Here is a 20478-nt window from a genome sequence, read left to right on the forward strand (position 1 = left end):
ATCCATCTCTCAAGGCGTTTGCCAGACCGGTTACTGGTCTCGCAGGTTAAACGGACGAATGTAAGGCAGTGCTTCGGTGTCCAGGGAAGTGCCCTTGGAGCCGGTACCCACGCTACCCAATCCTTTCATTTCAAATTGAATGCCGAGGCTGCGCTCGGACGTCGGGGTCAGGTTCACGTTGTCTGGCGTGTTGACCCATTCCAGGTTGAAGTTGATGCTCCAGCAGCAGGAGTCGTATTTCAGACCCACCTTGCGGTCCACTTTGACGTTCTGGTTGAGCTCCTGATAGTAGCCGCCATAAAGGTGCCAGCGATCGTCCAGCGGGGTGGTCAGCAGCAGGCCGATCTGGTTGAGATCCGTCACCTGCCCCTTGTGGTCGAGGTCGTAGTTGGCATCCCGCACGAAGCGGTGGTTCAACTGGCTGATCAACTTCTCGTGACGGTACTCCAGGGCGCTGTTGGCAGAGCTTATCTGGCGCTGTTCCAGATCATATTGTGCCCCCGCATGGGCATACCACTGCTCGTTGATCTTGGCGTCACCCTCGAACGACAGCGGGGAGCGGGTATTGGTGCTCAGCTCATCGCTGCTGTAAAGCTTGACCCTGGGCGCCACGAAGTCGAAGGCTTGGGCAACGGCCAACCGGATTCGTTCATCCCCGGCCGGATCATAAATGCGGGTGGTGACCCCCAAGGAGAGCCGGTTGGAGTCGCTGATGCGGTCCAGACCGGCGAAGCGGCGATCGCTGAACAGGCTGTAGTAGTCCTGGCGCATGGTGGTGGAGTCATAGACCCCGATGTTGTCCTGATCCTTGTAGGGCACATAGAGGTACTGGAATTCAGGCTCCAGGGTCTGGTTGGCTCCCTCGCCAAACCACTGCTGATCCCGCTCGAAGGTCATGCCGCCCTTGAGACGGAACGAGGGCAGTACCCGGGTGATGGAACCCTCTTCTAACGTGACGTTTTCTTGTTTGCCTGTTCCTGTGTTAAGACCTTTTGAATTAGGGTCAAATTTGTCACGGAATGCTTGGCTCATATTGTCAGGCACCGTCTGGTCGTAACGGGTGTACATCAGCTTGTACTGGCTGTCGAGGAAGTAGCCTGCCTCGTCAACGAGGGGGATGGTCAGGGTGGGGGCCGTGTAGACCCGGGTGCCGGTGTAGGCGTCCCCCTTGTTCTGCTCGATGGCCTGATCGTTGTTGTAGCCGAAGTTGGTCAGCTCGGTATTCCAGGCCAGATCGTACCAGCTGCCCTGCTGGTAGTAGTTGTGGTTGATGCGCGGCATCAGCTCGTGGGGCTGCTGGGCGCTGGCCAGCAGGATCTGGTAGGTCCGTACCTCGGCATCGAGGTTCCAGTTCTGCTGGTAGTAACCTGCCTTCAGGGATTGCTGCAACTGGTTGTCGACCTGGGTCCCCACCTTGGGGGTGAAGTCGTTGAAGTAGTTGTAGTCCTGGTCCCGTACCTTGGTGTAGTCCACCGACACCCGCATGGCGTTGTCCATGAACATGGAGGTGTGGCGGGCACTGAGCAGGTAACGGTGACCGTCAGAGAGATGCTGATTGAGGCTGGCCGTCTCGTCGTACTGCTTGTCGTCCGCCAGGTTCTCGAAGTAGAGGCTCCCCACGTGGGCCGGGTCCGGCATGTAGCGGAACTCGACCTGTTCCATCAGGCCCCGTCTGTCCATGAAGCGGGAGGTGATGGTGGCATCGTAGTTGGGGGCGATGTTCCAGTAGAACGGCTGGGTGATGTCCATGCCGTTCTTGGAACTTTGGGTATAGCCCGGGTAGAGCAGACCGGTCTTGCGCTCATCCTTGATGGGGAAGTTGATATAGGGGAAGTAGAAGACCGGATAGTCATAGAGCCAGAGGCTGGCGTTCCAGGCCTCCCCGAATACCTCGGACTGATCGATGTCGATGCTGCCGGCCTTCAGGGTCCAGGCCTCCTGGCCCGGTGGGCAGGTGGTGTACTGGGCCCCTTCCAGAGTGATGTTCTGGTTGTTGTTGGTCATGGTCACCTTTTCGGCGAAGCCGCGCACCGGTGAGCCATGGACCTGATACTTGCCCTCTTCCAGCTCGGAGTTCTTGGTGTCCAGGTTGGATTTCAGGGTCTTGTCGCTGGTGACCGTGATCTGGCCATCGTTGTAATAGATGTTGCCGATGGCGATGACATCCCGGCTCTTCTGGTCGAGCTGGGCATAGTCGGAGTCGAACTTGCGCACGCCCTGGCGCACCTTGACGTCACCCTCGTAGACGGCGGTACCGCCCTGCTTGGCCTCCAGGCGATCGGCATCCACCTCGACGGGCTGGGCATTGGCGTCCTGGTCCGCACTGGGCTTCTCTATCTTGGGAACATAGTCATAGCAGAGGCTGTCGAGGATCCCGGTAGCGGGTGGCGCATTGAGTGGCGCTGCCTGGGCCATGAGCGGACTCAGGGCAGGAACAAGGCTGATGGTCAGGGCGATGGGACAGGAGTATCCCAGTGTCCATTTTGTCATGTGAAAGGCTCGCGCAATCCGTAGTAAAAACGGTGGATTCAGGGCATGCATTTTATGTCAGGATCCATCGAGTTGACATTGCATGTCATTGCTTTATGTTAGCCGGCAATGATAAAGCATTATTGCGGCCAGGGCTAACAGCCAAGTGCTGCTTTCCAATTTGGTTCCCGACTCATGCACGATCGCGCTTCCCTGCTTTTGCAATGGGCTCGCCGGATTTCCGGTGACGCCAACCTCTCGTTGACGCTTATTTCCGGTGACGCCAGTTTCCGCCGCTACTTCCGGGGCGGCGGTCTGGTGTGGGTGGATGCTAATCCGAAAACCGAAAAAAATCATGAATTCGTTCGCAATGCGGCCGCCCTGCACGATGCGGGGCTGCTGGCCCCCGAGGTAAAGGGGGTCGACTACGAGCAGGGATTGCTGGCGGTGACGGATCTGGGGGATACCCAGCTTATCGGCTGCCTCAACGAAGAGAGCGTACTGGCCTGGTATGGCAAGGCCATCGCCCTGCTGCCAAGGCTCGGCGCCGTGGCGCTCGAGCTCGAGCCCTTCGATGAGGCCTTCATGGCCCGGGAAAATGCCATCTTCCCCGAGTGGTTGCTGGGACATCACCTGCAACTGGCCCTGAGCGATGAAGAGCAGCAGTTGCTGGCGGAGACCTTCGCCTGCCTCACGGCGAGCAACCTGGCCCAGCCACAAGGAGTGATGCACCGGGACTTCCACAGCCGCAACCTGATGGTGTGCGGCGGGATGAACCCGAAGGAGAGCGACCTCGCCCTTATCGACTTCCAGGACATGGTCATCGGGCCGCTGAGCTATGACCTGGTCTCCCTGCTCAAAGATTGCTACGTGCGCTGGCCGGACGCGGTGATCGAGCAGGGCATGCGACTTGGCTTCGATACCCTGCAAGGGGCCGGCCTGCTCGGCAATCTGGACTATGCCGCGTTTCGTCGCGCAGCCGATCTCACCGGCATGCAGCGCCACCTCAAGGCGGCGGGGATCTTCACCCGCCTCTATCACCGCGATGGCAAGGCCGGCTACCTCAAGGACATTCCCCGTACCCTGGGCTACGTGGTCGATGTCTGTCGCAGCCATGGCGCCGCCTATCCGGTGCTGGCCCGCTTCGGCCAGTGGCTGGAGCAGGTGGTGCTGCCCGGATTGGCGCGCACCGGGGTGACACCATGAAGGCGATGATCCTGGCCGCCGGGCGCGGCGAGCGGATGCGTCCGCTCACCGATCTGCTGCCCAAGCCGCTGCTGGCGGCGGGGGGCAAGCCGCTCATCGTGCACCATATCGAAAAACTCAAGGCAGCCGGCGTGACCACACTTGTCATCAACCACGCCTGGCTCGGACACAAGCTGGTGGCGGCCCTCGGCGATGGCAGTGCGCTCGGGGTATCCATCCACTGGTCGGCCGAAGAGAGCGCGCTCGAGACCGCCGGCGGCATCGTGCAGGCGCTGCCTCTGCTGGGCAGCGAACCCTTTCTGGTGATCAACGGCGATACCTGGCTCGACCTGGATTATCGCGCTCTGGTGAACCAGCCGCTTGGGGACGATCTCGCCCACCTCTGGCTGGTGCCCAACCCTCCCCAGCATCCGCAAGGGGACTTCTCCCTGCAAGCGGGTCGGGTGCTGGACACCCCGGCCCTCACCTTCAGCGGCGTCGGCCTCTATCAGCCCGCCGCCTTTGCCGGCTTGCCCTGCGGGGCGCGCAAGCTGGCCCCCCTGCTGCGCGACTGGATGGTGCAGGGACGGGTGGGTGGCAGCCTGCTGGCAGGCGAGTGGCGCGACATCGGCACAGTGGATCGGCTGCGCGAGCTGGACGAGCAACTGCTCGCCGGCACCCATTAACTTCACGAGGTCTTGAACCATGCGTATTTGGGGCAAGGTGCTTGGCACCTTCTTCGGTTTTTTGCTCGGCAACATCTTCGGTGCCCTGCTGGGCCTGTGGATCGGCCATCGCTTCGATCGGGGCATGGGGATCCGCGGGGCCTTCCAGCGGGCACCCAGCCAGCAGCAACAGGCCGTCTTTTTCCATGCCACCTTCGCCGTTATGGGCCACATCGCCAAGGCGAGCGGCCAGGTCACCGAGCACGAAATACGGGTCGCGTCCAACCTGATGGACAGGATGCGGCTGGCCGGAGAGCTGCGGGTACGGGCCCAGGAGTCGTTCCGCCAGGGCAAGGAGAGTGACTTCCCCCTGCGCGAGACCCTGGCGGAGTTTCGCCAGGCGAGCCTGGGGCAGCGCGACATCCTGCGCTTCTTCCTCGAGGTCCAGCTGCAGGCCGCCTTCGCCGACGGTCAGGTGGAGGCGAACGAGCGGGCCATCCTGCAAACCATCGCCGACGAGCTGGGGTTCAGTCGCATCGAGCTTGCCCGCATTCTGGCCATGGCCGAGGCCCAGATGAACTTCTTCCACCGCCAGCAACAGCAGGGCAGTGGCCAGGGGCAGCAATACCGCCAGGAGCCCCCCTCCCGGGATCGCCTCAAGGATGCCTATCAGTTGCTTGGGGTGAACGAGAGCGACAGCGATCAGGAGATCAAGCGTGCCTATCGCAAGGAGATGAGCAAGCATCACCCTGACAAGCTGGCCGCCAAGGGATTGCCCCCCGAGATGATGGAGATGGCCAAGGAGAAGACCCAGGAGATCCAGCAGGCCTGGGAGTGGATCCGTGAGGCCCGCGGCATTCGCTGAGCCCTGTACCCGCCATAAAAAAATGCCCGTCGATGACGGGCATTTTTGTTTTTAGAGTCTGGTTTTTCTTTTCATGGAAGAAAAATCAGTGGGCATCGACCCAGACAAACTTGAGGACGAAGAGCAGGGCCACCACCAGCACGCAGGGGTTGATCTCGCGCCAGCGGCCGGTGCCCGCCTTCATCACGCAGTAGGAGATGAAGCCGACGGCGATCCCCTCGGTGATGGAGAAGCTGAACGGCATCATCACCGCGGTCATGAAGGCCGGCACCGCTTCGGTCAGGTCTTCCCACTTTACCCGGGTCAGCTCGGAGCACATCAGCACGCCCACGTAGATGAGAGCCCCCGCTGCGGCATACGCCGGTACCATGGCGGCGACCGGAGAGAAGAAGATGGCCAGCAGGAACAGGATGCCCACCACGATGGCGGTCAGGCCGGTGCGACCGCCGACGGCGACGCCGGAGCTGCTCTCGATGTAGGCCGTCACGGACGAGGTCCCCATGAAGGCGCCGCCGACGGAGCTGACGCTGTCCACCACTAGGGCCTGCTTCATGCGCGGGAAGTGCCCCTTGTCATCGGCCAGCTTGGCGCGGTTGGTCACGCCGATCAGGGTGCCGGAAGAGTCGAACAGGTTGACCAGCATGAAGGAGAAGATGATCCCGGCGAGGCTGATGTCCAGCGATCCCATCAGGTCCAGCTGGCCGAAGACCGGTGCAATGCTCGGCGGCACGGAGACGAAGCCCTTGAAGGTGACGTCGCCGAACAGCCAGCCCAGGGTGGTGGTCACCACGATGGCGATGAGCACGGCGGAGTGGACGCCGCGGGCGGAGAAGATGCAGATGAGGAAGAAGCCGAGCAGCCCCAGCAGGCAGGGCAGGGAGGTGAGGTTGCCCACGGTCACCATGGTGGCGGGGCTCGCGACCACGATGCCGGCATTGTGCAGGCCGAGCAGGGCGATGAGCAGACCGATGCCGGCGGTGATGCCGACCCGAAGTGTCAGGGGAATGTTGGCGATGAGCCAGTAGCGTACCCGCAGCAGGGTCAGGATCAGCAGGCCCAGCGCACCCCAGAAGATGGTGCCCATGCCCACTTGCCAGGAGTAGCCCATGCCGGCCACCACCACGAAGGCGAAGAAGGCGTTGAGGCCCATGGCGGGAGCCAGGGCGATGGGCAGGTTGGCCAGCAGACCCATCAGGATGCTGCCGATGCCGGCGATGAGGCAGGTGGTAACGAACACGGCCTGGGTGTCCATGCCTGCCGCAGAGAGGATCTGCGGGTTGACGAAGACGATGTAGACCATGGTCAGGAAGGTGGTGATGCCGGCGATCACCTCGGTGCGGGCCGTGGTGCCATGACCGCGCAGGGCAAACAGGCGCTCGAGCAATCCATGCCCGGCAGCCGGGCTGGCGGTCTGCCCGGTAGCGTGATGTGGTTGATTCATGTTGGATTCCAATGGGTGACGTGAAATAGGCAGCAGGGGGCCCGGCCCATCCATGCGGGGCGACGGACCCTGATTCTGGCGGTGAAGTGACCAGACTCGTCCTGATACCGTGACAGCGCGCACATTTTCACACAGGCGGCCAGGTTTACAAACCCCGGATGTGCGAGGCGGATCAATGAATAGAGTAAAAATTCAAACGTTTTCTCCCGGAGGCAGGAGAAAGGGGACCAATAGAGCCCCGTTTCCACATCGGGATCAACGGTTTTTCTGGTAGCGTTCGATAAGCTGGCTCAGCACGGCATCGCTCTGCTCCAGCAAGGGATCGAGGGCCAACCCCATGCGTTGCAGCAGCAGGGTGGCCTGGGTTTCGCTCAAGGGACGGCCATCGAGGAAGTAGGCCTGCTCGGCCAGTTGCTTGTCATGGCGGGGCAGCAGCACCCAGTGCACTCGTCGGGGTTCTATGGCGGCGAGGATCCGGTTGGCGGCCGCGCAGAAGGTATCGATGTGCTGCTTGCCATCCGGCCCCAGACAGCCGGGTTCGAGCCGGATCTGGATGGTGAGTCTGGTGGTGGAGGCTTGGGTCATGGGTCGCTATCGCTGGGGTAGAGGTGGAGATTGTAAGTCAGAAGAGGCAAAAAAGGGGAGCCCCGGCTCCCCTTGTGACGTCATGCCTGGCGGCGCGGCTGTTGCCTCGCCTTACTTGGCAATGCGCTTGTACTTGGCGCGGCGCGGCTGGATAGCCTCGGCACCGTAGGTCTTCTTCTTCCACTCTTCGTATTCGGTGAAGTTGCCTTCAAAGAATTCGATCTTGCCCTCGTCCTGGTAGTCCAGGATGTGGGTGGCGATGCGGTCGAGGAACCAGCGGTCGTGGGAGATGACCATGGCGCAACCCGGGAACTCCAGCAGGGCGTTCTCGAGGGCGCGCAGGGTTTCGATGTCCAGATCGTTGGTCGGTTCATCCAGCAGCAGCACGTTGCCGCCGGTCTGCAGCAGCTTGGCCAGGTGCAGACGGCCACGCTCACCACCGGAGAGCTCGCCGACCCGCTTCTGCTGGTCGGAACCCTTGAAGTTGAAGCGGCCGATGTAGGCGCGGCTCGGGAACTCGTAGTTGCCGATGCGCAGGATGTCCTGGCCGTCGGCGACTTCCTCGAACACCGTCTTCTTGTCGTTCATGCTGTCGCGGAACTGATCCACGGAGGCCAGCACCACGGTGTCACCCAGGGTGATGGAGCCGGAATCCGGCTGCTCCTGACCCGACATCATGCGGAACAGGGTCGATTTACCGGCACCGTTCGGACCGATGATGCCGACGATGGCACCCTTCGGAATGGAGAATGAGAGATCGTCGATCAGCTGGCGGTCGCCATAGGACTTGCAGAGGTTGGCCACCTCCACCACCTTGTCGCCCAGGCGCGGTCCGGGCGGAATGAACAGCTCGTTGGTCTCGTTGCGCTTCTGGTAGTCGTTGGTGTTGAGCTCTTCGAAGCGAGCCATACGAGCCTTGGATTTGGCCTGACGGCCTTTCGGGTTCTGACGAACCCACTCCAGTTCCTTCTCGATGGACTTGCGACGGGCGGCCTCGGAACTCGCTTCCTGGGCCAGACGGGCATCTTTTTGCTCCAGCCAGGAGGAGTAGTTGCCCTCCCAGGGGATGCCTTCGCCGCGGTCCAGCTCCAGGATCCAGCCCGCCACGTTGTCGAGGAAGTAGCGGTCGTGGGTGATGGCCACGACGGTACCTTCGTAGTCGTGCAGGAAGCGCTCCAGCCAGGCCACGGATTCCGCATCCAGGTGGTTGGTCGGTTCGTCCAGCAGCAGCATGTCCGGCTTTTCCAGCAGCAGACGGCACAGGGCCACGCGGCGGCGCTCACCACCGGAGAGGTGCTTGATCTGGGCATCCCAGGCCGGCAGGCGCAGGGCATCGGCCGCGCGCTCCAGCTGGTTTTCCATGTTGTGGCCGCCCTGGGCGGCGATGATGGCTTCCAGCTCGCCCTGTTCGCGGGCCAGCTTGTCAAAATCCGCATCCGGGTCGGCATAGGCTGCATAGACCTCGTCGAGGCGCGCCATGGCGCGTTTGACGTCGCCGACCGCCTCTTCGACCGCTTCGCGTACGGTCTGCTCCGGATCCAGCTTCGGCTCCTGGGGCAGGTAGCCGATCTTGATGCCGGGCTGCGGACGGGCTTCCCCTTCGATCTCGGTGTCGATGCCCGCCATGATGCGCAGCAGGGTCGATTTCCCGGCGCCATTCAGACCCAGCACGCCTATTTTGGCCCCCGGGAAGAAGGAGAGGGAGATGTTCTTGAGAATATGACGCTTGGGTGGCACGACCTTGCCAACCCTGTTCATGGTGTAAATAAATTGAGCCATTGGCTAATTCTCTTCCTTTCAGCAGTTTAATGTCTTGGCATTAACAAACTGATGTCGTGGTGGGGCCGGGTCGACGGGCCGTCAACCCGGTTCCAAAAAACCCGTCGATTGTAAACCAATGGGAGAGGGGCGGCAAAGCCGGGCGCCGCAGGCCGGGACGGCCGACAGGCGCGAGGGAAGAGGGGCAACCGGGCAAGCTCAGCGCGGTGAGCTGCGGCGGGCCGGTTTGTCAGGATCCTGCCCCGAGTAGTAGAGCACCCGCTGCACATACTCCTGGGTTTCCTGATAGGGCGGCACACCGCCGTGGCGCAGCACGGCTTGCTCCCCGGCGTTGTAGGCGGCGCTGATCCTAACCCAGTCCGGACCGAACTGCTTCTCCAGCCACTTCAGGTAGATCATGGCGCCACGGATGTTCTGCTGGGCATCGAACGGCCGGGTCACGCCGAAGCGGGCCTGGGTTTCGGGAATGAGCTGCATGACGCCCTGTGCCTGCTTGGGGGAGACGGCGGTGCTGTTCAGATTGGATTCGGCGATGGCGATGGCCAGGGCGAGCTGGGGGTCCACTTTGTGACGCTGGGCGGCCTGGCGGATCATGACGGCCAGCTTTTGCTTGGCCTGTGACTGTCTGGCCAGGTAGCGCTCCTGATCGAAGGGGGTGCTGGGGCGTACCCAGGGAGCACCACCGCCACCGCCTCCGATGCCGCAAGTACCCAGGGGGGCATTGCCGACCCGCTCGTTGTAGTAACGGGCGGCTTGCTGGTTGCCAAGGCGCATGGCCATGGCCAGGTAGGCGTTGGCGCTGCGGGCATTGCGGATCCCCTGGGGGCCGCGGGCCAGCAGGCGGCCGATGCGGTAATAGGCTTCCGGGTTGCCAAGGTTGGCGGCGGTGCAGTAGTGGGCGATGGCCTGCCGCGGGTTTCCCTGTTCCATGGCGGCACCCTGGCGCAGTGCGCTCATGGCCTTGGGGGCCTGACGAAAGGGATCTGCGTGGGAAGTGGTGGCGAGCAGTATCAGGAGTCCCCAGCCCCAGAGTCGTTTTTTCATGGAAACCTCGTCGTTGGTATCCGCAACATATAGGCCCGATCCGGGGAGGGACGCCAGCCAGCAGATGGAACATCTGGTTATGTGGGTGAGCGGCAGAGATGAAAACGGTATGGAACTTTTGGTGCAGGGGAGGAGCGGCAGGCTCCCGGGTCAGTGACTGCTTTGATAGATTTGTTAATTGAAGTTCAATATGCTGACAGAGTTGTTTTCTAACGCCTTGTATTTGCATGATGTCAGCCAGGCCATCGATGCAATGTCGTCGGGTCTGCCGGGTGAATCGATAGCGCCTCTGATGAGGGCAGGATGTGCATATGGTCGAATCGGTCGATATCTCTGTCGTGGTGCCTGCCAAGGATGAGCGGGATAATCTGGCCCCGCTTGTCGGCGAAATAGATGCCGCCCTTGGGGGCAGGTTCGAGTACGAACTGATCTATGTGGACGATGGCAGTGTGGACGACAGCCATGTGGTACTGCGCGATTTGCAGACGCGTTTCACCAGGCTGAAGGTGCTACGTCATGTCCATGCCGTGGGCCAGAGCATGGCGGTGCTGAGCGGAGTGCGCCACGGGCGTGGCGACTGGCTGGTGGTACTCGACGGCGATGGTCAGAACGATCCCGCCGACATTCCCGCCATGCTGGAGGAGGCGATGCGCCGCTACCAGAGCGATCCATACCAGGTGGGCCTCATCGGCCACCGGGTCAACCGCCGTGACGACTGGGTCAAGCGCCTCTCTTCAAAGCTGGCCAACGGCTTTCGCGACCTGCTGCTGCGCGACGGCATTCCGGATACCGGCTGCGGGCTCAAGGTGGTGCGTCGCGACTGGTATCTGAAACTGCCCGCCTTCAATCACATGCACCGCTACATCCCCGCGCTGATCCAGGCACAAGGGGGGCGCATGGCGCCCTGGCCGGTCAACCACAGGCCACGCCAGGCGGGCATCTCCAAATACGGGGTCTGGAACCGGCTCTGGGTCGGGCTGGTGGACGTGGTCGGGGTCTGGTGGTTGCAGCGCCGATCCAAGGTGGTTGAAATCCGGGAGATGCTGGAGTGATCGACGCCTGGCTGTCTGCCCCCATCGACTGGCTGGACTGGACCGGGGTGCATGTCACTGGCTGGAAGCTGATCGGCTACACAGGGGCGCTGATGTTCGGCGGACGCTGGCTGGTGCAGTTTCTGGCGTCCAGGCGGGCGGGACGACCCGTCATCCCGCGCCTGTTCTGGTACATGAGCGTGATCGGCAGCCTGATGACGCTCAGCTACTTCACCTTCTCTCCCAAGCAGGACTCCGTCGGCGTGCTGCAAAACCTCTTCCCCACCTTCACCGCGCTCTACAGCCTCTATCTCGATATCCAGCATCGGGGCTGGCGGCGGGACAAGGCCGTGACCGGGGAGGCCCGTCATGGTGAGTGATCGCACCCTGCTCAATCAGACGTCCCTTGGCTGGTTGCTGCTGATCGCGCTGGTGGTGCTGGGGGCCGGGCTGGGTCTGCGGGATCCCTGGCCGGCGGACGAGCCGCGCTTCGCCCTGATCGCCCGGGAGATGGTGGAGAGCGGCCAGTGGCTCTTCCCCATGCGTGGCGGGGAGCTCTATCCGGACAAGCCGCCGCTGTTTATGTGGGGGATCGCGAGCGGTTATGTGTTGACTGGCTCCATCAAGGTGGCCTTTCTGCTGCCCTCCCTGCTGTCTGGCTTGCTGACCATCTTGCTGGTGTGGGATCTGGGGCGCCGCCTGTGGGATCCGGCGACGGGATTTCTGGCGGGCTTGCTGCTGCTCTTTACCGTCCAGTTTACCCTGCAGGCCAAGACGGCCCAGATCGACGGCCTGGTCACCTTCTTCATCACCCTCGGTCTCTATGGTTTTCTGCGCTTCCTCCTCTGTGGTGGCGGGTGGCGCTGGTACTGGCTCGGCTGGTTTGCCGCGGGGCTTGGCGTCATCACCAAGGGGGTGGGAGTACTGGCCCTGCTGGTGCTGCTTCCCGCGCTCTGGACCCACAGGTCGCAAATCCGCGCCGCGCCCTTGTCAGCCTGGCTGAAGGCCTTGCTCGGGCCGCTGGCCATGGCCCTGGCGATGGGCCTCTGGCTGGTCCCCATGCTGGAGGCCGTGACCCGAAGCGGAGATCCCCTCCTGCTGGCCTACAGAGATAACATACTGCTGCGCCAGACGGTGACTCGCTATACCAGCGCCTGGCATCACGTCAAACCCTTCTGGTACTACCTCACCTCGGTGATCCCGCCGTTCTGGCTGCCGCTCTCCCTGCTGTTGCCCTGGCTGGTGGTGGCCTGGCGGCGCGCCATCCGGGCGCAGGACAGGCGTATCCTGCTGCTGCTGGGTTATCTGGTGCTGGTGGTGCTGTTTTTCTCCTGCTCGCCGGGCAAGCGGGGCGTCTACATCACGCCCGGTACGCCCGCCCTGGCGCTCCTGACCGCACCCTTCATCGGCACCCTGCTGGTCCGGGTCTGGCCGGGGCGACTGCTGGCCGGGCTCGGCTGGCTGCTGGGGGGGGCAGGGCTGGTGGGGGCTCTGGTGCTGGCATTTAGCGACAGAGTGGCCAGCCGTCTGGGGGAATTGGGGCCGGATCCCTGGCTTCCCCTGCTGGTGCTGGGGGGATCCTTGCTGCTGATCAATGCCTGGCTTCGCCGGGCGCCACTGACCGCCATTCTCAGCTCCCTGGCAGTGGGGTGGCTGATCTACTCCTGCTGGATCAGCGTGCGCCTCAACGAGGTGCGCACCCCTCAGGGAGTCATGGCATTGGCGGCGCAGAAGGTGCCTGCGGGGGATGAGCTGCTGCTGGCGGGCTTCAAGGAGCAGCATCTGCTGTTTAGCCTGCAACCAGTGAAACATTACCCTTATCTGATGGGAGACGGGGAGCAGGCTCGGGAAGCTGCCGCCTGGATAGGGGCTGCCCCCGGGCGCTGGGTACTGGGGAGCGCCGACCTGATGGTGAGGTGTTTTGACCCCGCGAAGATGGAAAATCTCGGCAACCGTCACCGCACCGACTGGCTGCTGGCAGGCCCGCAGGCACTTAAATCCGCCTGCCGTGGGCTCTCCCCCACCATGGTGCCCTTCAGCTATACCCCTTCATCCTGAGCGCAGGGTCGCGAGCCAGGGGACCCTGCCACCTCGCCTGGCTCAGACCCGGTAGTAGTCCCGATACCAGCGGACAAAGCTGTCTACCCCTTCCTTGAGCCCGACACGGGGGCGATAGCCCGTGGCGTCGAACAACGAGCGGGTGTCGGCCCAGGTGGCGAGCACGTCGCCGGGCTGCATGGGCAGCATGTTGCGGATGGCCCGTTTGCCGAGGGCCGACTCGATGGCATTCACGAAGTCCAGCAGCCTGACCGGGCTGCCGTTGCCGATGTTGAAGAGGCGATAGGGGGCCGGGCTGGCGTCCGGGGCCCCCTGCCAGTGGGCATCGCCCGCAGGGGGGCTGTCAGAGATGCGCACTATCCCCTCGACGATGTCGTCGACATGGGTGAAATCCCGGCTGAGCTGGCCCTGGTTGTAGAGGTCGATGGGGTCGCCGTTCAGGATGGCGTGCACGAACTTGAACAGGGCCATGTCGGGCCGGCCCCAGGGGCCGTAGACGGTGAAAAAGCGCAGCCCGGTGGTGGGCAGGCCGTAGAGATGGGAGTAGGAGTGGGCCATCAGCTCCCCCGCCTTCTTGCTCGCCGCATAGAGGGAGACGGGATGATCCGCCCCATCGGACGGCTTGAACGGCATCTGTTCGTTCAGCCCGTAGACCGAGCTGGAGGAGGCATAGACCAGATGCTGCACCCGGGTCTGGCGACACCCCTCCAGCACGGTAAGGTGGCCGGTGAGGTTGCTGTCGGCGTAGGCGAAGGGGTTGTCCAGGGAGTAGCGCACTCCGGCCTGGGCCCCCAGATGGATCACCCGGTCAAACTGCTCGCGGGCAAAGAGCGAAGCCATGGCCGCGCGGTCCGCGAGATCGGTGCGCTCGAAGCGAAAGCCGGGCAGAGGCGTGAGCAGGGCGAGGCGCGCCTCCTTGAGACTCACCGCGTAGTAGTCGTTGAGGTTGTCTATCCCCACCACCTGATGGCCGTCGCCACAGAGCCTGCGCGCCACATGAAATCCGATAAACCCGGCGGCGCCGGTGACGAGGTACTTCATCGCTCCTCCTGATGAGCCAGGCTGTCGCCACGGCCGATGGCATAGTAGGTGAAACCGCGCTGGCGCAGACGGGCCGGATCATAGAGGTTGCGGCCGTCGAAGATGATGGCCTGCTTCAGGGTCTGGCGAAGCAGGTCGAAATCCGGTGCGCGGAACTGTTGCCACTCGGTGCAGACGAGCAGGGCATCGGCCCCCTGAAGGGCGGCTTCCTGGGTGTCGCACAGGGTCAAGTCCGCCCGCTGGCCATAGAGGCGGGCGGCCTCGGTCATGGCCTCGGGGTCGAACGCCTGCACCTGGCCTCCTGCCGCCCAGATCGCCTCCATCAGCACCCTGCTCGGGGCTTCGCGCATGTCGTCGGTATTGGGTTTGAAGGCGAGTCCCCATAACGCGAAGGTGCGCCCCGACAGACTGGCACCAAAATGGTGGTGCAGCCGGGTCATGAGCCTGTGCTTCTGCGCCTCGTTGACCCGCTCCACCGAGCGCAGCAGGGGGGTCTCGCACCCCGCCTCCTTCGCGGTGTGGATCAGCGCCCTGACATCCTTGGGGAAGCAGGAGCCGCCATAACCGCAGCCCGGGTAGATGAAGTGGTGGCCGATGCGCGGATCGGCACCGATACCCTTGCGTACCTCCTCGATATCGGCGCCCAGGGCTTCGGCCAGGGTGGCCATCTCGTTCATGAAGGAGATGCGGGTCGCCAGCATGGCGTTGGCGGCGTATTTGGTCAGTTCGGCACTGCGTGCATCCATCCGCAGGATGCGGTCTCGCTTGCGGTTGAAGGGGGCGTAGAGCTCCTCCAGCAGGGAGAAGGCGTGATCGGAGTCGGTGCCGATGATGATGCGATCCGGCCGCAGGCAGTCGGCGACGGCGGCGCCCTCCTTGAGAAATTCGGGGTTGGAGACCACGTCGAGCGGAAGGTCGAGACCACGGTCGGCGAGGCGCTCCGCAATGTGTCGTCGTACCCGGCTGGCGGTGCCGACAGGCACAGTGCTCTTGTTGACCACCACCTTGCCCCCTTGCATCAGGCGGCCTATGGTGTCCGCCACCGTCATCACCTGATGGAGGTCGGCGGACCCGTCCTCGTCCGGCGGCGTTCCGACCGCGATGAAGATAAGCTCGGCAAACTCCACCGCCCGGGCCGGGTCTGTGGTGAAGATCAGGCGACCGGCCTGATGGTTGCGCTGCACCAGGGGGGCGAGACCGGGCTCGAAGAGGGGAATGCGCCCCTCTTTCAGGCCCGCGACCTTGTCGGCATCCACATCCACGCAGGCCACCTTGTGACCCATCTCCGCCAGTACGGCGGCCTGAACCAACCCGACATAACCTATTCCGAATACGGTGACTCTCATCCGCTGTTGTTCCGCTGGCAGTGACAAGCGACTCATTCTAGAACGATTCGGGCGCGGGGGCAGCGGCCCGTTTCAGGTTTTTCAGCATCAGGCCGGCGGTGAGTGTGGGACATTTTGGTGCAAGGATTGTAACGCCTGGATGACGCGCACCATTTTGGCGCGTGAAGGGTGGGACTTGTGATCCATCTCACTCAAATTGGAGACTGTCGGCATAACGAAGCCCCGGTTAACGGGGCTCGCTCCGCCCGACGGGCGGCCAACACTCTCTTGCTTCGCGACTGGATACCTGGTTATGGACAACACTTCACGCTCTGCGCACCCGCTCTATGAGGATGTGCTCGCCTTGCTGACCGCAGCAGGCTTCGTTTCCCTCGGCATCTTCCTGTTCCATCAGGTCGGCCTGCTCACCGGTGGCACCGCCGGCCTGGCGCTGCTGCTGCAACAGGTGACCGGCATCAGCTTCGGCCTGCTGTTCTTCGCCATGAACCTGCCTTTCTATGCCCTGGCCTGGCTCAGAATGGGGCCGCGCTTCACCCTCAATACCTTTGCCGCCGTGGCCACCGTCTCCTTCATGACGGATCACCTCAACGCCGTGCTGCAAATCGGCAAGATCGAACCCGTCTATGCGGCGCTGATCGGCGGCACCCTGATCGGCATGGGACTGCTCATCATGTTCCGCCACAAGGCGAGCCTGGGGGGCTTCAACATTCTGGCGCTCTTCATTCAGGACAGATGGGGTGTGCGGGCAGGCAAGCTGCAAATGGGGCTGGATTGCGCCATCGTCGTCGCCTCTTTCTTCGTGGTCTCCCCCTGGCTGCTGGCGCTTTCCGTGGTGGCAGCCATCATCTGTAATCTGGTGTTGACACTCAATCACAAGCCGGGGCGCTACCAGATAGCCTGATGTGCCCGTGGGGATTTCCCTGCAGGTCAGCCCAAGGCTGGATACCGCAAAAAGACAGAGCGCCTGATGGCGCTCTGTTGCTATCTGCCCCTGGGTGTCACACCACCATGGGAACGCCACTCTCGGGCTGGTGGATCACCTGTGCGGGGTAGTCGTAGAGGCGCGCGATGAGCGCCGGAGTCAGCACCTCGCCTGCGCTGCCGTCAGCCATCAGCCTGCCCTGCTCCAGCATCACCAGCCTATCGGCGTAGCGGGCTGCCAGATTGAGGTCGTGCAACACCACCAGCACGGCGGTATTGCGACCGGCCAGCGCCCGGGCCATGGCGAGCAACTGGTGCTGGTATTTGAGATCCAGCGCCGAGGTGGGCTCGTCCAGCAGCAGAAGCCGCGCTTGCTGCGGTTCTTCCGGGGCCTGCCAGATCTGGGCCAGCACCCGGGCGAACTGCACCCGTTGACGCTCCCCGCCTGAAAGGCCGGGATAGAGGCGGTTCGCCAGATGGTCGACCCCGGCGTGGGTCATGGCGGCGCGGACTATCTCGTCGCGCCGGCTGGCAGGCTCGCTGTGGGGCAGCCGGCCCATGGCCACCACCTCTTCGCACAGGAAAGGGAAGCTCAAGGAGGAGCTTTGCGGCAGCACACCGACCCGGTGGGCCAGAGCGTTGTCGGCCCACCCCCTGCGGGTCTGGCCGAACAGGTGGATCTCCCCTTCATGTTCCAGCTCGCCGGTCAGGCACTTGAGCAGTGAGCTTTTGCCCGCCCCGTTGGGGCCGAGCAGGGCGGTCAGGCTGCCGGCATGCAGGTCGAGATCCAGGCTGTCCAGGATAAGTCGGTTGCCGCGACTGAGGCGAAGGCCCCGGCAACTGAGCAGGGGGGAGGGGGATCCGGGCAAGGTGGCGATCTCCTGTTACAGCGCTTGGCGGCTCTTGACCAAGAGCCAGATGAAGAAGGGGGCACCCAGCAGGGCGGTGATGATGCCGACCGGCAGCTCGGCCGGTGCGAGCAGGGTACGCGCCAGCATGTCGGCCCCCAGCAACAGGCCAGCCCCCAGCAGGGCAGACAGCGGGAGCAGGCGGACATGGTTGGGACCGGCCAGCAGCCGTACCAGATGGGGAACCACCAGACCGACAAAGCCGATCATGCCCGCCACGGCCACCGCCACGCCGACACCGGCAGCAGTGAGCAGGATGAGGCGACGCTTCAGCGTCTGCACGTTCACCCCCAGGTGCCGGGCCTCTCCCTCTCCCAGCAGCAGGGCGTTGAGGGGATTGGCATCGCGCATGAACAGCAGCAGCAAAGCGGCCAGGGTCAGCAGCGCCAGCGTCACATCGACCGGCTTGCCTGCCGCCAGGGAGCCCATCTGCCACAGGCTCAGGTTGCGCAGCATCTGATCGTCGGCGAGATAGGTGAGCAGTCCGATGACGGCGCCGGAGAGCGCCGTGATGGCCACCCCGGCCAGCAGCATCACGGTGACCGAGGTGCCCCCTTCCCGGGTACCCAGCAGATAGACGAGGGTGGTGGTGAGGGCTCCGCCGAGAAAGGCGAGCAGGGGCAGCAACCCCAGGCCGAGCAGGCTCTGCAGGTGCGAGCCCAACGGGGCGAGCAACACGATGGCCAGGGCCGCGCCGAGTGCCGCCCCGCCCGACACCCCTATGATGCCGGGGTCTGCCAGGGGGTTGCGAAACAGTCCCTGCATGACGGCGCCGCAGAGGCCGAGAATGCCCCCCACGGCGATGCAGAGCAGGGTTCGTGGCAGACGGATCTCCTGCACGATCAATAATTTGTGAGCCTCAATCCCGCTCTGTGGTCCGGCAAACAGGGCGCGCAGGCTCTCGCCAAGGGAGAGGGACATGGGGCCGGTCGCGAGGGACCCGACCAGCAGCAACGCCAGCGCGCAGCCGGTCAGGGCGAGCAGCCAGGGCAGAGGCAGGCGCATCAGGAACCCTGCTTGATCCACTGGGCGATCTGGTTCGCCTGTTGCAGGGAACGGAGGCTGAGGCCCCCTTGCAGGGCATGTCCGTCGATGGCGTGGATGGCCTTGTTCTTGCCTGCCGGGGTGGCTGACAGGGCGGGCACCTGGCTCAGGATGGCGTCGGGATCCTGATACTGCTGCCAGTCGCGGCCGCTCACCAGCACCAGATCAGGTTGCAGCTCGATGAGGGATTCGGTGGAGACGGGCTTGTAGTCGTGGAGCCCAGCCACCGGATTGACGCCGCCCGCCAGGGTGACGAGGGCGCTGGCGGTGGTGTTGCCACCGGCGATGCTGGTGGGCTGACCCTTGTGCAGCAGCAGGAAGGCGACCTTGAGGGGCTTGTTCTGCTTCGCCTGCGCCGCCAGGGTGTCGCTCTGGGCGGCAATTTCCTCCTTGAGCTTGCTCCCTGCCGCCTGGTCACCCAGGAGATGGGCCAGGGTGTCGATACGCTCGTTGAGGTTGGCCAGCGTAGGGGCTGTGGCCATGACCTCGACCTTGACGTTGGCACGGCGCAACTGGTCAAGCGTGCTGCTCGGGCCCATCTCGTCGCTGCCGACCACCAGGGTCGGAGAGAGACTCAGGATCCCTTCGGCGGCGAGGGCACGGTGATAGCCGACCTTGGGCACGCCTCTGGGCTCCGGACTGCTGACATCGGTAGCTACCAGGCTCTGCTCGCCTCCCAGCGCCAGGATGAGTTCCGTGGTGGCGGGGCCTATGCTGACGATACGCTCCACCGCCATGACGGATGGGGAAGAGAGGGAAAGGGCACAGCCGAGCAGGCTGAATGCGAGGGCAAAACGACGGCCCATGCGAACCTCCGAAGGGTGAATGAAATAGGGTTGCCGCCGAGAATATCAAGTCGCCCATCAAAATGCACTGAGAATGAAAGCGATTATCAATTGCGTTACTTGGGGCGCTTTATTACAGTATCCGCCGCGACACTGAGCACCATCGCCAGATCATCCAGGGAGAACCGATGAGCATTGCACAACGCATTCACGCGCTGCTGGAGCAAGACCCGAGCGCCCACCCGTCCACCCTCGCCACCGAGCTGGCCGTCAGCGAGTGGGAGGTGGTACGCCATCTGCCTGCCGCCCTGATGACGCAAGTGCCGACCGGGGAGGCCGAAGCCCTGCTGGCGGACCTAGCCAGCTGGGGTCAGGTGACCACCATCGTCGAATCCGATGGCTCCATCTTCGAGGTGAAGGCCCCCTTCCCCAAGGGCAAGAACGCGCGCGGCTACTACAACCTGATGGGGCGGGACGGCGAACTGCACGGCCACCTCAAGCTCGACAACGTGGCGGGCATCGCCCTGGTCAGCAAGCTCTTCATGGGCAAGGAAGGGCACTCCTTCCAGTTCTTCGGCCACAGTGGCCGCTGCATTTTCAAGATCTACCTGGGCCGGGACGAGCAGCGTCAACTGCTGCCTGAGCAGGTGGAGCGTTTCATGGCCCTGCGCCGTCAGTATCAAGAGGAAGTGAAAGCATGAGTGAACGTCAGGAGCGCCTGCAAAACCGCCTGCAACCGGAGATCCGCGAGTTCCGCGACGGTTGCCGTACCCTGCAGCTCGCCACTGTGGATGGCGAAGGCAACCCCAATGCCAGCTATGCTCCCTTCGTGCTGCAGGAAGATGGATACTATGTGCTCATCTCCGAGATAGCTCGCCACGCCCGCAACCTGCAACAGGTGCCCAAGGTATCGCTGATGCTGATCGAGGACGAAACCGGGGCCCGCGAGCTGTTTGCCCGCAAGCGTCTGACCTTCGATGCGGTCGCCGAGGTGGTGGGGCGCGACGACGCACGCTGGGAGAAGGCCGTTGCGGCGCTGGAAGGGCGCTTCGGCGAGATAGTCAAAGGGCTCTCCAACCTCAAGGACTTCGTGCTGTTTAGGCTCAAGCCCGAGCAGGGACTGTTCGTCAAGGGATTCGGTCAGGCGTTCCGTGTCTCCGGCGACGAGCTGGTGGACTTCGTTCACCTGGTGGAAGGGCACAAACGCATCGACAATGGCGCCGAGCTGACCAGCCCGGCGGATGAACCCGTTTGAGGGGACAGTTAGCGAGATGAGAAAACGGGCAGCCTGGGCTGCCCGTTTTGTTGTTA

The 20478-nt window shown here is 63.4% G+C and carries 19 protein-coding genes; 9 read left to right on the forward strand and 10 right to left on the reverse strand.

Features of this window, described 5'->3' with window-relative positions; all coding sequences use genetic code 11:
* Positions 1 to 30 precede the first annotated feature (30 nt).
* Complete coding sequence (gene lptD, locus I6L48_RS08240; RefSeq protein ID WP_113069695.1) at positions 31 to 2490, reverse strand: LPS assembly protein LptD; 2460 nt, start codon at positions 2488 to 2490, stop codon at positions 31 to 33.
* 174 nt (positions 2491 to 2664) lie between these two features.
* Between lptD and I6L48_RS08245 the strand changes: the two genes are divergently transcribed.
* The 3 genes from I6L48_RS08245 to djlA are packed head-to-tail and all read left to right on the forward strand — an operon-like array spanning position 2665 to position 5184.
* Entirely contained in the window at positions 2665 to 3675 is a 1011-nt protein-coding gene (locus I6L48_RS08245) for an aminoglycoside phosphotransferase family protein (RefSeq protein WP_113069696.1), read from the forward strand.
* A complete protein-coding gene (gene murU / locus I6L48_RS08250; RefSeq protein WP_216987940.1) occupies positions 3672 to 4340 on the forward strand; it encodes an N-acetylmuramate alpha-1-phosphate uridylyltransferase MurU in 669 nt (222 codons plus the stop codon). Before I6L48_RS08245 ends, murU begins: the two co-directional genes overlap by 4 nt.
* A gap of 19 nt (positions 4341 to 4359) precedes the next feature.
* Complete coding sequence (gene djlA / locus I6L48_RS08255) at positions 4360 to 5184, forward strand: co-chaperone DjlA (protein ID WP_113069698.1); 825 nt, start codon at positions 4360 to 4362, stop codon at positions 5182 to 5184.
* Between the two features lie 85 nt (positions 5185 to 5269).
* Here the strand turns inward: djlA and I6L48_RS08260 are convergent, their stop codons facing one another.
* The 4 genes from I6L48_RS08260 to I6L48_RS08275 all read right to left on the reverse strand — a co-directional run bounded on the left by I6L48_RS08260 (position 5270) and on the right by I6L48_RS08275 (position 10033).
* Positions 5270 to 6625, reverse strand: coding sequence for an NCS2 family permease (locus tag I6L48_RS08260; RefSeq protein ID WP_103244310.1), 1356 nt, complete (start codon positions 6623 to 6625; stop codon positions 5270 to 5272).
* 255 nt (positions 6626 to 6880) lie between these two features.
* The gene (locus I6L48_RS08265) at positions 6881 to 7210 is read right to left on the reverse strand and encodes a hypothetical protein (RefSeq protein ID WP_039040029.1); all 330 of its coding nucleotides are present in this window, start codon (positions 7208 to 7210) and stop codon (positions 6881 to 6883) included.
* Positions 7211 to 7321: 111 nt separating this feature from the next.
* Positions 7322 to 8989: an energy-dependent translational throttle protein EttA gene (gene ettA / locus I6L48_RS08270; RefSeq protein ID WP_010673216.1), complete on the reverse strand. Its 1668-nt coding sequence runs from the start codon at positions 8987 to 8989 to the stop codon at positions 7322 to 7324.
* Between the two features lie 198 nt (positions 8990 to 9187).
* Entirely contained in the window at positions 9188 to 10033 is an 846-nt protein-coding gene (locus I6L48_RS08275) for a lytic transglycosylase domain-containing protein (RefSeq protein ID WP_042864350.1), read from the reverse strand.
* A 311-nt stretch (positions 10034 to 10344) separates the two neighbouring features.
* Between I6L48_RS08275 and I6L48_RS08280 the strand changes: the two genes are divergently transcribed.
* From I6L48_RS08280 to I6L48_RS08290, 3 genes are read left to right on the forward strand one after another with little or no spacing between them, the layout of a single operon-like run.
* Positions 10345 to 11085, forward strand: coding sequence for a glycosyltransferase family 2 protein (locus I6L48_RS08280; protein WP_042016786.1), 741 nt, complete (start codon positions 10345 to 10347; stop codon positions 11083 to 11085).
* Positions 11082 to 11444 (forward strand): lipid-A-disaccharide synthase N-terminal domain-containing protein, encoded by a 363-nt coding sequence (locus I6L48_RS08285; protein ID WP_225159773.1) that lies wholly within the window; start codon positions 11082 to 11084, stop codon positions 11442 to 11444. The genes I6L48_RS08280 and I6L48_RS08285 overlap by 4 nt, the downstream gene beginning before the upstream one ends.
* Positions 11434 to 13122 (forward strand): glycosyltransferase family 39 protein, encoded by a 1689-nt coding sequence (locus tag I6L48_RS08290; RefSeq protein WP_180321015.1) that lies wholly within the window; start codon positions 11434 to 11436, stop codon positions 13120 to 13122. Before I6L48_RS08285 ends, I6L48_RS08290 begins: the two co-directional genes overlap by 11 nt.
* A 42-nt stretch (positions 13123 to 13164) precedes the next feature.
* Here the strand turns inward: I6L48_RS08290 and I6L48_RS08295 are convergent, their stop codons facing one another.
* A complete protein-coding gene (locus I6L48_RS08295) occupies positions 13165 to 14163 on the reverse strand; it encodes an NAD-dependent epimerase (protein ID WP_052815196.1) in 999 nt (332 codons plus the stop codon).
* Positions 14160 to 15509: a UDP-glucose/GDP-mannose dehydrogenase family protein gene (locus tag I6L48_RS08300; RefSeq protein WP_104454686.1), complete on the reverse strand. Its 1350-nt coding sequence runs from the start codon at positions 15507 to 15509 to the stop codon at positions 14160 to 14162. Before I6L48_RS08300 ends, I6L48_RS08295 begins: the two co-directional genes overlap by 4 nt.
* 292 nt (positions 15510 to 15801) lie before the next feature.
* Between I6L48_RS08300 and I6L48_RS08305 the strand changes: the two genes are divergently transcribed.
* Positions 15802 to 16410, forward strand: a complete 609-nt coding sequence (locus I6L48_RS08305; protein WP_039040037.1) for a YitT family protein — start codon at positions 15802 to 15804, stop codon at positions 16408 to 16410.
* A gap of 97 nt (positions 16411 to 16507) precedes the next feature.
* Here the strand turns inward: I6L48_RS08305 and I6L48_RS08310 are convergent, their stop codons facing one another.
* Genes I6L48_RS08310 through I6L48_RS08320 form a run of 3 tightly spaced genes read right to left on the reverse strand, consistent with a single transcriptional unit; the run spans position 16508 to position 19188 of the window.
* Positions 16508 to 17299, reverse strand: coding sequence for a heme ABC transporter ATP-binding protein (locus I6L48_RS08310; protein WP_113069747.1), 792 nt, complete (start codon positions 17297 to 17299; stop codon positions 16508 to 16510).
* Between the two features lie 15 nt (positions 17300 to 17314).
* Positions 17315 to 18346, reverse strand: a complete 1032-nt coding sequence (locus tag I6L48_RS08315; protein WP_041211331.1) for an iron ABC transporter permease — start codon at positions 18344 to 18346, stop codon at positions 17315 to 17317.
* The gene (locus I6L48_RS08320) at positions 18343 to 19188 is read right to left on the reverse strand and encodes a hemin ABC transporter substrate-binding protein (RefSeq protein ID WP_113069748.1); all 846 of its coding nucleotides are present in this window, start codon (positions 19186 to 19188) and stop codon (positions 18343 to 18345) included. The genes I6L48_RS08315 and I6L48_RS08320 overlap by 4 nt, the downstream gene beginning before the upstream one ends.
* 167 nt (positions 19189 to 19355) lie before the next feature.
* Here I6L48_RS08320 and hutX point away from each other — a divergent pair, with 167 nt between their 5' ends.
* Together hutX and hutZ are read left to right on the forward strand one after the other, a co-directional pair.
* Entirely contained in the window at positions 19356 to 19868 is a 513-nt protein-coding gene (hutX, locus tag I6L48_RS08325) for a heme utilization cystosolic carrier protein HutX (protein ID WP_113069749.1), read from the forward strand.
* On the forward strand, positions 19865 to 20422 hold the full coding sequence (gene hutZ, locus I6L48_RS08330; RefSeq protein ID WP_216987941.1) for a heme utilization protein HutZ: 558 nt from the start codon (positions 19865 to 19867) through the stop codon (positions 20420 to 20422). Before hutX ends, hutZ begins: the two co-directional genes overlap by 4 nt.
* Positions 20423 to 20478 lie beyond the last annotated feature (56 nt).

This window comes from Aeromonas sp. FDAARGOS 1418 (assembly GCF_019048585.1).
GTDB classification, from domain to species: Bacteria; Pseudomonadota; Gammaproteobacteria; order Enterobacterales; family Aeromonadaceae; genus Aeromonas; species Aeromonas caviae.

What these genes read in the sequence shown, in the direction of transcription:
- I6L48_RS08295 (WP_052815196.1), bottom strand. Translation starts at nt 14,163, where the DNA reads ATGAAGTACCTCGTCACCGGCGCCGCCGGGTTTATCGGATTTCATGTG.
- I6L48_RS08265 (WP_039040029.1), bottom strand. Translation starts at nt 7,210, where the DNA reads ATGACCCAAGCCTCCACCACCAGACTCACCATCCAGATCCGGCTCGAA.
- I6L48_RS08275 (WP_042864350.1), bottom strand. Translation starts at nt 10,033, where the DNA reads ATGAAAAAACGACTCTGGGGCTGGGGACTCCTGATACTGCTCGCCACC.
- I6L48_RS08290 (WP_180321015.1), top strand. Translation starts at nt 11,434, where the DNA reads ATGGTGAGTGATCGCACCCTGCTCAATCAGACGTCCCTTGGCTGGTTG.
- hutZ (WP_216987941.1), top strand. Translation starts at nt 19,865, where the DNA reads ATGAGTGAACGTCAGGAGCGCCTGCAAAACCGCCTGCAACCGGAGATC.
- I6L48_RS08245 (WP_113069696.1), top strand. Translation starts at nt 2,665, where the DNA reads ATGCACGATCGCGCTTCCCTGCTTTTGCAATGGGCTCGCCGGATTTCC.
- I6L48_RS08300 (WP_104454686.1), bottom strand. Translation starts at nt 15,509, where the DNA reads ATGAGAGTCACCGTATTCGGAATAGGTTATGTCGGGTTGGTTCAGGCC.
- I6L48_RS08305 (WP_039040037.1), top strand. Translation starts at nt 15,802, where the DNA reads ATGGACAACACTTCACGCTCTGCGCACCCGCTCTATGAGGATGTGCTC.
- ettA (WP_010673216.1), bottom strand. Translation starts at nt 8,989, where the DNA reads ATGGCTCAATTTATTTACACCATGAACAGGGTTGGCAAGGTCGTGCCA.
- hutX (WP_113069749.1), top strand. Translation starts at nt 19,356, where the DNA reads ATGAGCATTGCACAACGCATTCACGCGCTGCTGGAGCAAGACCCGAGC.
- I6L48_RS08320 (WP_113069748.1), bottom strand. Translation starts at nt 19,188, where the DNA reads ATGGGCCGTCGTTTTGCCCTCGCATTCAGCCTGCTCGGCTGTGCCCTT.
- I6L48_RS08260 (WP_103244310.1), bottom strand. Translation starts at nt 6,625, where the DNA reads ATGAATCAACCACATCACGCTACCGGGCAGACCGCCAGCCCGGCTGCC.
- I6L48_RS08280 (WP_042016786.1), top strand. Translation starts at nt 10,345, where the DNA reads ATGGTCGAATCGGTCGATATCTCTGTCGTGGTGCCTGCCAAGGATGAG.
- lptD (WP_113069695.1), bottom strand. Translation starts at nt 2,490, where the DNA reads ATGACAAAATGGACACTGGGATACTCCTGTCCCATCGCCCTGACCATC.
- djlA (WP_113069698.1), top strand. Translation starts at nt 4,360, where the DNA reads ATGCGTATTTGGGGCAAGGTGCTTGGCACCTTCTTCGGTTTTTTGCTC.
- murU (WP_216987940.1), top strand. Translation starts at nt 3,672, where the DNA reads ATGAAGGCGATGATCCTGGCCGCCGGGCGCGGCGAGCGGATGCGTCCG.